The 9,200-nt window shown below is 73.5% G+C and carries 9 protein-coding genes; 3 read left to right on the top strand and 6 right to left on the bottom strand.

Going from position 1 to position 9,200, the window contains the following annotated elements:
* The first annotated feature begins 65 nt into the window (after window positions 1-65).
* Window positions 66-692 (top strand): acyl-CoA-like ligand-binding transcription factor, encoded by a 627-nt coding sequence (locus tag ACYVOM_RS36630; RefSeq protein ID WP_460308191.1) that lies wholly within the window; start codon window positions 66-68, stop codon window positions 690-692.
* Here ACYVOM_RS36630 and ACYVOM_RS36635 read toward each other — a convergent pair.
* The 3 genes from ACYVOM_RS36635 to ACYVOM_RS36645 all read right to left on the bottom strand — a co-directional run bounded on the left by ACYVOM_RS36635 (window position 689) and on the right by ACYVOM_RS36645 (window position 2,914).
* The gene (locus ACYVOM_RS36635; RefSeq protein WP_460308192.1) at window positions 689-1,132 is read right to left on the bottom strand and encodes a CBS domain-containing protein; all 444 of its coding nucleotides are present in this window, start codon (window positions 1,130-1,132) and stop codon (window positions 689-691) included. The two genes, ACYVOM_RS36630 and ACYVOM_RS36635, sit on opposite strands and share 4 nt — an antisense overlap.
* Window positions 1,133-1,265: 133 nt before the next feature.
* Window positions 1,266-2,288 carry a 5'/3'-nucleotidase SurE gene (surE, locus tag ACYVOM_RS36640; RefSeq protein WP_460308193.1) on the bottom strand — a complete coding sequence of 341 codons (1,023 nt, stop codon included), beginning with the start codon at window positions 2,286-2,288 and terminating at the stop codon, window positions 1,266-1,268.
* Between the two features lie 149 nt (window positions 2,289-2,437).
* Complete coding sequence (locus ACYVOM_RS36645) at window positions 2,438-2,914, bottom strand: Lrp/AsnC family transcriptional regulator (RefSeq protein ID WP_460308194.1); 477 nt, start codon at window positions 2,912-2,914, stop codon at window positions 2,438-2,440.
* A 130-nt stretch (window positions 2,915-3,044) separates the two neighbouring features.
* On the opposite strand from ACYVOM_RS36645, the gene ACYVOM_RS36650 reads away from it, so the two are divergent.
* Window positions 3,045-5,384 (top strand): transketolase-like TK C-terminal-containing protein, encoded by a 2,340-nt coding sequence (locus ACYVOM_RS36650; protein WP_460308195.1) that lies wholly within the window; start codon window positions 3,045-3,047, stop codon window positions 5,382-5,384.
* 7 nt (window positions 5,385-5,391) lie between these two features.
* Here the strand turns inward: ACYVOM_RS36650 and ACYVOM_RS36655 are convergent, their stop codons facing one another.
* Entirely contained in the window at window positions 5,392-6,432 is a 1,041-nt protein-coding gene (locus ACYVOM_RS36655) for a hypothetical protein (RefSeq protein WP_460308196.1), read from the bottom strand.
* Window positions 6,433-6,779: 347 nt separating this feature from the next.
* Here ACYVOM_RS36655 and ACYVOM_RS36660 point away from each other — a divergent pair, with 347 nt between their 5' ends.
* Entirely contained in the window at window positions 6,780-7,544 is a 765-nt protein-coding gene (locus tag ACYVOM_RS36660) for an SDR family NAD(P)-dependent oxidoreductase (protein WP_460308197.1), read from the top strand.
* Here the strand turns inward: ACYVOM_RS36660 and ACYVOM_RS36665 are convergent, their stop codons facing one another.
* Together ACYVOM_RS36665 and ACYVOM_RS36670 are read right to left on the bottom strand one after the other, a co-directional pair.
* Window positions 7,545-8,150 carry a TetR/AcrR family transcriptional regulator gene (locus ACYVOM_RS36665; RefSeq protein WP_460308198.1) on the bottom strand — a complete coding sequence of 202 codons (606 nt, stop codon included), beginning with the start codon at window positions 8,148-8,150 and terminating at the stop codon, window positions 7,545-7,547.
* A 304-nt stretch (window positions 8,151-8,454) separates the two neighbouring features.
* A complete protein-coding gene (locus tag ACYVOM_RS36670; protein WP_460308199.1) occupies window positions 8,455-9,078 on the bottom strand; it encodes a PaaI family thioesterase in 624 nt (207 codons plus the stop codon).
* Between the last annotated feature and the right edge of the window lie 122 nt (window positions 9,079-9,200).

Consider the following 9,200-nt stretch of genomic DNA (forward strand, 5'->3'; position numbering starts at 1 on the left):
GACAGCTCCTCCGAAGGGTGCGGCGTCTCTTGCCGCAATAATGGGACATAGTCCAAAATGGCACTATGTCCCATAGTGAAGCGGAGGGCCTCCGGATCCGCAAGAGGCACGCGACCAACGCGCGCATCGCGGCGTCGGCGGCCCGGCTCGCCGCGCGGCAGGGCCTGGCCGGGACGACCGTCGACCAGATCGCCGAAGACGCCCAGGTAGGGCGCTCGACGTTCTTCCGCTACTTCGACGGCAAGGAGAACGCCGTCGCCGAGGGCGTCGCGGGCCCCTGGCTCACCGCGATCACCGACGCCATCGCCCGCCAGCCAGCGCGCCTGGGCCCCCTCGAAGCCGTCGTCGCGGCCTTCGCGGAACTCGCCGACACCCTCCCCGCCGACCGGGAGCGGCTGCGCGACCTCGCCCGGCTGACCCGGACGTCCACCACCCTCAAGGCCTGGACGCTCCAGGCCTACCAGCGCTACGAGAACTCCATCGCCGAGCTCATCGCGCCCCGCGTGCCCGGCCTCGCCGAGCACGACCCGCGTCCCCGTTTGCTCGCCGCGTACGTCATGGCCGCCGTCCGCGTCTCCCTGGACGACTGGATGCAGCACGGCGGCTCACTCGCCGCCCGGATCCGCACGGCGCTCACCGCGCTGTCCGTCGACCTTCCCTCCGTCGGCTCCGCGTCCGTCGACCCCGGCTAGCGCCTTCCGCGGGCGAGGCCGTCGGCGGCGCGGCGCTCAGCGGCGCGCGCCTCGACGCCCTCGTCGGTGCAGAACCCGAGGCCGGTGCGCTTCAGGCAGAGCAGGCCGAGCAGGGTGCCGTCCTCGGCGGCCACGGCGACGCGGCGGCGGCCGGCCTCGGCCATGGCCCGGCGGACCGCCTCCAGGCCGTCGCAGGGACGCGCGACGCGCTCGCCGAGCCGTCCGGCGAGGCGGGCGGGCAGGTCGGGGCGGGCGGTGAGGTCGCCGCGTTCGACCACGGCGAGCAGCACCCCGCCGTCCACGATGAGGACGGCGTGCACGTGGTCGTTGGCCAGCGCCTCCGCCGCGTCTGCGACGGTCGTGTCTGGACCGTGCACCTTCGGCGAGAGGAGCATGGCGTCGGCCACCGTCCGGTGGTCGTGCGGGTCCGAGGACTGCATGGCGCCTCTCGCAGGGTCGGGACGGCTCTCCTTCCCCTGATTGTGCCCGTCCCGCCGTCCCGTCCCGTCGCCGAGGTCCGCGGAACGCGCCGCCACCGGCGCCGTCAGGGGCCGGAGGCGGTAGGGCCCGGTGTCAGCGGGCCAGGTTCAGCGAGCCCAGCCACTTGGTGTCGGCGGTGCGGTCGACGGAGATCGCGCCGATGCTGATGTGGCCGTCGCGCAGGGCTGCGGTGTCGCTCTTCGGGTCGAGCTTCGTGTCGGCGGGCGCGACGTCGTAGCCGATGCGATAGCCGCCGCTGCCGTCGGCGGTGTAGGTGAGGCTGCCGAGCGGGACGCCGCCCATGACGGTCCAGCGCGGGGTCGGGGTCGTGCCCGCGGTGACGTCGGGGACGTTGATGTTGAGCAGGGACCGGTCCGCGCCGAGGCGCTCGGCGGCGCTCTTGCGGCCGAGGAGGCGGGCCGCGGTCTTCGCGGCGAAGTCGGCGGCCGTCCGGTAGGTGAGGTCCGACGGGGCCGCGGTGAGTCCGGCGCTGACCGCGATGGCCGGGACGCCGTGCTCGGCGGCGGTGGTGGCCGCGCCGACGGTGCCGGACATGTTCACCGCGAGGTCGATGTTGGCGCCCGAGTTGATCCCGCTGAGGACGAGGTCGGGCCCGCCCTCCCAGCCCTCGCGCTGCGGCAGGTAGGCGCGCAGGGCGAGCTCCACGGCGTCGGACGGGGTGACCGAGGCGGTGGTCGGCGCGCAGGACGTCGCGGCGCACGCGCCGAGCACGACGCCCTCGGACGGCGCGGCGGAGCAGTCGTCCTCGAAACCGGCCGGGATCTTGAGCGGCGCGGCGAGCGCGACCTGCGGGGCCTGCGAGATCGAGCGGCCCCGGCCGCTCTGCTGCTGCCACGGTCCGACGACGACGACGTCGGCGCCCGCCGCGCACAGGGACTTGCGCAGGAAGTACAGCCCCCGCCCGTCGGCCCCGTTGGCGGCCGCGGCCTGCACGGAGTCGTCGTTGGCCAGCAGGATCTTCGCGCCCTTCAGCGCGCCGAGCCCGTCGCGGTCGGCGGCGGCTCCGCCGGCGTTCGCCGCGCCCGGCAGCAGCGCCAGTCCCGCCGCGACGACGGCGCCCGCCGCGAGCATGCCCCCGAGCCCTCGCCTGGACACGCCCTTACCAACCGACCGAAACATGGAATATCTCCTCTATCCGAAATTGACTCCCAGAGTGTCCGTCCGCGCCTTCCCCTCGACCACCCATGGCGAGAGGCGGGACCGCGGCGGTCCGGTGAAGAGATCATGAACGGAAGGAGACGCGGTCAATCGGCCGCGCGGCGGAGCAGCGGGGTGATCCGGTAGGGGACGAGGCTGCGCATCACCAGGGACGTGCTGGACCGCTCGATGCCGGGGATCGCCAGGATGAGGCCGGCGATGCGGTAGAGGTCGTCGGCGTGGGCGGCGGCGACGTGGACGAGCAGGTCGTCGGAGCCGGAGACGCCGTGCACTTCGAGCACCTCGGGGACCGCGGCGAGGGCCGAGCCGACCTCGTCGAGCATGCGCTGCGTCACCCGGGCGGTGATGAAGGCGGTGAGGGAGTAGCCGAGGGCGTCGGGGGAGACGCGGCGCTCGAAGGTGTCGAGGGTGCCGTCGCGCTCCATGCGGGCCAGGCGCGCCTGGGCGGTGTTGCGCGCGATCCCGACCCGCTCGGCGACCGCGACGGTCGTCGCGCGCGGGTCGCGGCTGAGTTCGAGGAGGATGCGGGCGTCCACGGCGTCGACGCTTCCCGGCTTGGGCATACTGCCTGCCTCTCACGGTCGCCGCCCGGACGGATCCGGGCATTATGCTCAACTTTTAACCCAGGTATTTAACACATTGGCCGTCACTGCTTCAATCTCGGGGCAAATGACCCTCTGATGAGGCGGTGCGATGACGGTGGCGAATATCGGCGAGGCGGCCCTGAGCGTGGACGGCGACGACGCGGAGACCCGGGTGCTGCGCGGGATCGAGGACCGGGTCCTGTGGCTGTCGAGCGCGATCATCCACCACGCGAACGCGGTCCGGCCCAACACGTCCGGGCTCAAGGTGGGCGGGCACCAGGCGTCGTCGGCGTCGATGGTCTCGATCATGACGTCGCTGTGGTTCCGGCACCTGCGCCCGCAGGACCGGGTGTCGGTGAAGCCGCACGCCTCGCCCGTGCTGCACGCGATCAACCACCTGCTCGGAAGCCTCGACGCGTCCTATCTGACGCGGCTGCGCGAGTTCGGCGGCCTGCAGAGCTACCCGAGCCGGTCGAAGGACCCCGATCCGGTCGACTACTCCACCGGCTCGGTCGGCATCGGCGCGACCGCCCCCATATGGGGCGCGCTGTCGCGCCGGTACGTCGAGGGGGCCTTCGGCGGGGCGGGCACGGGCCGCCAGTACTCCCTGGTCGGCGACGCCGAACTCGACGAGGGCGCCGTCTGGGAGGCGGTCCTCGACCAGGCCGTAGCCGAGCTCGGCGAGATCGTCTGGATCGTCGACCTCAACCGGCAGTCCCTGGACCGGGTCGTGCCGAACATCGCCGCCGACAAACTGCGCGGCATGTTCGGCGCGGCGGGCTGGCAGGTCATCACGCTCAAGTACGGGCGCCTGCTCGAAGAGCTGTTCGCCCGGCCCGGCGGCGCGGCGCTGCGCGCCAGGATCGACGCGATGGGCAACCCCGAGTACCAGCGGCTGCTGCGCTGCGACGCGGCCGAGCTGCGCCGCAGACTGCCGGGCGCGGGCCCGGACGCCGCCGCGGTCGCCGCGCTCGTCGCCGATGTGGCCGACGCCGCCCTCGTCGAGGCGATCGCCAACCTCGGCGGCCACGACCTCGGGGCCCTCGACGCCGCCTTCGCCGCCATCGACGACACCAGGCCGACCGTCATCTTCGCCTACACCGTCAAGGGCCGCGGCCTGGCGATGAAGGGCCACCCGCAGAACCACTCGGCGCTGCTCACCGGCCCGCAGATGCGCGACCTCGCCGCCCGCACCGGCGCCGACCCCGACGACCCGTGGCGGGCGTTCGACGCGGGGAGCGCCGAGGCAGAGCTGTGCCGGAAGACCGCCGCGCGCCTTGCCCGCCCCGACCACCCGGTGAAGACGCCGCCCGCCCTTCCCGTGGACGTCGCCCGCCGCCCCACCGGGACGACCACCACCCAGGCAGCTCTCGGCCGCACCCTCCTCGACCTCACCCGCGACGCCCCCGAGGCGGCCCGCCGGATCGTCACGGTGAGCCCTGACGTCAGCTCGTCGACGAACCTGGGCGGCTGGGTCAACAAGGTCGGCGTCTGGTCGCCGCAGGAGCGCACCGACTGGTTCTCCGACGACGCCGAGACCATCCTGCACTGGCGCGAGACCCCGACCGGGCAGCACATGGAGCTCGGCATCGCCGAGGTCAACCTCGTCGGCCTGCTGGGCGAGCTGGGCGCGACGTGGAGCCGCTGGGGCGAGCCCCTGCTGCCGATCGGCGTCCTCTACGACCCGTTCGTCGAGCGGGCCCTGGAGCCGTGGTCGTTCGGGATCTACGCGGGCGGCCAGTCGATCCTCGTCGGCACCCCGTCGGGCATCACGCTCGCGCCCGAGGGCGGCGCGCACCAGTCGATCAAGACGCCGTCGATCGGGCTGGAGCAGCCCGGCTGCACCTACTACGAGCCCGCCTTCGCCATCGACACGGCCTGGACGCTCCTGGCGAGCCTCGCCCGGCTCGGGCGGCCCGACGGCGGCTCCGCGTACCTGCGGCTGTCGACCCGGCCCGTCGACCAGTCGCTCGCCGCGCTGCCCGCCGATCCGGCCGCCTACGAGCGGCGGCGCCGCAACGTCGTCGCCGGGGCGTACACGCTGCTGCGGCGCAAGGCCCCCGACGTCGCGATCGCCGCGATGGGCGCGCTCGTGCCCGAGGCGCTGGCCGCCGCGGCCCGGCTGGAGACGCTCGGCGTGTCCGCCGACGTCATCGTCGTCACCAGCCCCGACCTGCTGTACCGGGCGGTGCGCGCCCGGCAGGGCCACGGCGACGCCGACACCTGGATCCTCGACCAGGTCCTCCCGGCCGAGCGGGCCGTCCCGCTCGTCACGGTCCTGGACGGGCACCCGCACACGCTGGCGTTCCTCGCGACCGTCAACCGGGTCGCCACGACGGCCCTGGGCGTCACGGGCTTCGGCCAGTCCGGCTCCCTGGAGGACGTGTACCGCTACCACGGCGTCGACACCGACGGCATCGTGCACGCGGCCCTCGACCTGACCGACTGACCCCGCCTCAGCGGGCCTGCGGAGGCCCCTGCGGAGGCCTCTGGGGCCTTCGCGGGGGCTGCCGCGCGGCGGCGGGCGGCATGGGGGGAGCGGCGAAGGGCGCGGCCGGAGCCGCGGGCGGCCGGTGCGCGCGAGCGGGAGGCACGGGCGGGACGGGCGGCGCGGCGGGTCCGGCGGGTCCGGTGGCGGGCTCGGCCGTGAGTCCGGCGGCGGGCTCGTGCCGGGGGATCAGCACGAGCGCGACGCCGATGAGGAGCACGCCCGGGATCAGCAGCCAGAAGGCCCCGAAGGACTCGCCGGGGAGCCGGAAGGTGATGAGCCCGTACCCGGCGACGAGGTAGGCCTTGGCGACGACCGTCGCGACGAACACCACGGTGAGCAGCCGCGTCCGCTGCAGGGCCATCTGGAGCTGCGCGACGCCGATCGTCACCGCGGTGAGGAAGAGCAGCAGCAGCGGGACCGCCAGCGGGCCGTCGAAGCCGTTGCGCGCCTGGAGGTTGAACGCGAGCTCGGCGAGGCCGACGAGGACGCCCGCGCTGATCCCCCAGGCGATGCCGGTGAGCGGTCTGGCGTGCTTGCCGTCGGGCTTCACGTCGCCGATCGTGAACAGCAGGATCGGCAGGCCCAGCGACGGCACGGCCAGGAGCGCCAGGGAGGCGGCGGGGATCTCGGCGGGGGTCGGTGGGTCGGACCAGGAGACGAGCAGGCCGCCCGCGGCCATGGCGGTCAGCCAGGCGGCCTCCGCCCCGCCGATCCGCTCGCCGGTCACCAGGACGGAGAGGGCGACGAGGGGCACGAGGCCGGCGAGCAGCGAGGTCACGAGCACCGGCAGCGCCAGCCGGGGGGCGGCCACCACCTGGACGACGACGCCCGCGCCCATGAGCGCAATTCCGGCGTTCCACCTGCCGTTGCGCACCACGGTCGACAGGAAATGGCCGGGTCGCGTGCCGCGCAGCGGCGGCAGCACCGCGGCGGCCTCCTTGAAGAACACGAACCCGAGGTAGTAGAGGCACCCCGACAGGAACGCGAGTGCGACAGGGACGATCATGCGAGGGAGGAGAGGGAAGCCATGGCGGGGAGATTTCCTTAGCTCGGCGTGCGGACCGGTTCCACATTCTTAACGGAATCGCACCCCGAGCGTAAGCCGTTACTTTTTGCCTATGCTGCAATTTTCTTGCTCATTCAAGTGACAAATTCCGGGCCCCGCGAGGATATGGATCGCTCCATGTCCGATTCGCCGGATCGGCTGTCATTCCCTGCTCATGCGCGCCACGACCCGCGGGTCCGCGCGGGGTCCCGGCCGCCGTCCGGCGACGCCCCGCGACCCGCTCTCGGGCGGGAAAGGGCCGGTCAGTAGAGTAAGCAGCCGATTATCCAGGTGGGGAAGGGCGCGAGATGAGCGTTGGGAAGCTTTCGGCGGATCTGACCGGGCGGGTGGCCGTGGTCACCGGGGCGTCGAGCGGGCTGGGGCTGCGGTTCGCGGAACTGCTCGCGGGCAGCGGGGCGACGGTCTACGCCGCGGCGCGGCGCAAGGACCGGCTGGAGGCGCTGGCCGAGCGGGTGCCGGGGGTCGTGCCCGTCACCTGCGACGTGACGGACGCCGACGCGCGCCAGGCCCTGTTCGAGACGGTGATGAGCCGGGAGGGCAAGGTCGACCTCCTCGTCAACAACGCCGGCCACGGCGTCGCGAAGCCCGCGCTGGAAGAGTCGATCGAGTCCTTCGAGCACGTCCTCGCGCTGAACCTCACCGCCACGTTCGCGCTGGCGCAGCTGTTCGCCCGGCCGATGATCGAGGCGGGCTCCGGCAGCATCGTCAACATCGCGTCGATCCTCGGCCTGGGCGCCGCCTACCCGACCTCCCAGGTGTCCTACACGGCCGCCAAGGGCGCCGTGGTGAACATGACCCGCGAACTCGGCGTGCAGTGGGCGTCCAAGGGCGTCCGCGTCAACGCCATCGCCCCCGGCTGGTTCGCCACCGAGGTCACCGAGGACTTCTTCGCCGACGAGCGCGGCGCCAACTGGCTCCGCCGCAACACCCCCATGGGCCGTACCGGCACCCCCGGCGAGCTCGACGGCGTCATGCTCCTGCTCGCCAGCGACGACAGCTCCTTCATGACCGGCCAGACCCTCGTCGTCGACGGCGGCTGGACCTCCCGCTGATCAGGCGGGCTCGTCCGGAAGGGCGGGGGGCGGGCCCGCGGTGCCGAGAACGTCGATGAGGTGGTGGACCTCCTCGCGGAAGCGGGTGCGGGCGGCCGGGTCGCCCCAGCGGTCCGTGGTGCCGTCGGGGGCCACCAGGCCGATGGTGACGAAGCCGTAGAAGGACCAGCCGAGCACGTTCAGCAGCGTGCGGTGGGCGTGCTCGGTGAGGCCCGCGCGGGCCAGCAGGCCGCTGATGCCCTGGATGACGGGGGAGGCGTAGGCGCCCTCCACGCCGGGCACGTCGGCGGCGTCGGACATCGCGCGGTGCTGCCACAGCGCGACCGCCTCGGGATGCGCCCGGTAGAACTCCAGGAACATGTCGACCATGCCGTGCAGCCCGTCCAGGTCCGGGCTGAGCACCCGGTTCATCTCGTCCACGAGCGCGATCTGGGAGGCCAGCACCCGCCCCATCACGGCCTGGTACACGCCCTGCTTGCCTCCGAGGGCCGCCACCGCGCCGTCGCCCACCCCGGCCGCCTCCGCGATCATGGCCCCGGTGACCCCGTCATAACCGAGCGCCGAGAACAGCCCCGTCGCCGCCTTGACGATCTCCGCCTCGCCCATTCCTCCAACCTAGACGCCCCCCGCCTGCCCCTCCCCAAGCCCGGCCCAAGCCCGGGAAAATCCCGATCAGCCCGGCTCTCCCGGCGCTAGGATGCCGCCGCGAGGCTCGGCGCTGCTCGCGCACGCCCTCGCCGAGGCACGCAAGGCGGGGGTCGGCCTTGTGCGGGTCGACCGCTACGCGGCCGACGGCCGCCGCCTCGTTTCGCCCACTACGTCGCGCAGGGGTTCACCGGGACGGTGCCCTGCACCGTCGGCGACGGGCCGGGCCAGTGCTGGGGCCCGGATGGTCCCCCGGACCCGGCGGTCACCGCTGGTGCGGGCGCAGGGCAAGGAACAGGGCGTCGACCTCGGCGCAGAGCGTTTCGCCGTGGGTGAGAACACCGCGGATGAAGCGCTTGCGGCCCTCCTCGCGGGTGATCTCGGCGGTGAAGCGGAGCTCGGTCTCGATCGGGGTGATCGAGCGGTAGTCGACGTGCAGGTAGGCCGTCCGGGAGGCGGGCTTGCCGGGGCCGTTGGCGAGGCGGCCGAGGACCGAGTCGAACAGCAGCGGGATCGCGCCGCCGTACACCGCCCCGTTCCGGCCGAGGAAGTGCCGCCCGTACGTCAGGCGCCCGGCCAGGAAGCCGGGCTCGACGACGTCCAGGGCGTAGTTCGGCACGAGGAGCTGGCCGCGCCCGGGGATGTCGATCCGCCCGGCGATCTGCTCTTCCTCGGGCACCTGGTGCTCCAGCAGCCGCGCGCCGAGCCGCTCGAAGATCCCGCGCATCTCCGCGGCGAGCTCGTCCGGCACGACCGCGCCCGCCAGCCTGTGGTGGAACACGCGCATGGCGTCCAGCATCGGCGCGAAGTCCGGGCCGATGTCGTCGGCGCTCCACTGCGGGGCGTTCCAGGTCCTGCCGGGTTCGGCGGATGCGGGGGCGACTTCCATCCCCGCATCATCCCGGACGCGGCGCGGGCCCCCGCGCACCGGGTAGCCCGTCGCGCGGGCCGCCCTAGAGCGTGTCCGGTGGATCTTGGTTGAGCCAGAGGAGGGCGCTGACCAGGGTGATG

The organism is Actinocorallia aurea (assembly GCF_054783995.1).

Coding starts and splice junctions, on each gene's coding strand:
- ACYVOM_RS36630 (WP_460308191.1), top strand. CDS start 66: ATGTCCCATAGTGAAGCGGAGGGCCTCCGGATCCGCAAGAGGCACGCG.
- ACYVOM_RS36635 (WP_460308192.1), bottom strand. CDS start 1,132: ATGCAGTCCTCGGACCCGCACGACCACCGGACGGTGGCCGACGCCATG.
- ACYVOM_RS36645 (WP_460308194.1), bottom strand. CDS start 2,914: ATGCCCAAGCCGGGAAGCGTCGACGCCGTGGACGCCCGCATCCTCCTC.
- ACYVOM_RS36650 (WP_460308195.1), top strand. CDS start 3,045: ATGACGGTGGCGAATATCGGCGAGGCGGCCCTGAGCGTGGACGGCGAC.
- ACYVOM_RS36655 (WP_460308196.1), bottom strand. CDS start 6,432: ATGATCGTCCCTGTCGCACTCGCGTTCCTGTCGGGGTGCCTCTACTAC.
- ACYVOM_RS36660 (WP_460308197.1), top strand. CDS start 6,780: ATGAGCGTTGGGAAGCTTTCGGCGGATCTGACCGGGCGGGTGGCCGTG.
- ACYVOM_RS36665 (WP_460308198.1), bottom strand. CDS start 8,150: ATGGGCGAGGCGGAGATCGTCAAGGCGGCGACGGGGCTGTTCTCGGCG.
- ACYVOM_RS36670 (WP_460308199.1), bottom strand. CDS start 9,078: ATGGAAGTCGCCCCCGCATCCGCCGAACCCGGCAGGACCTGGAACGCC.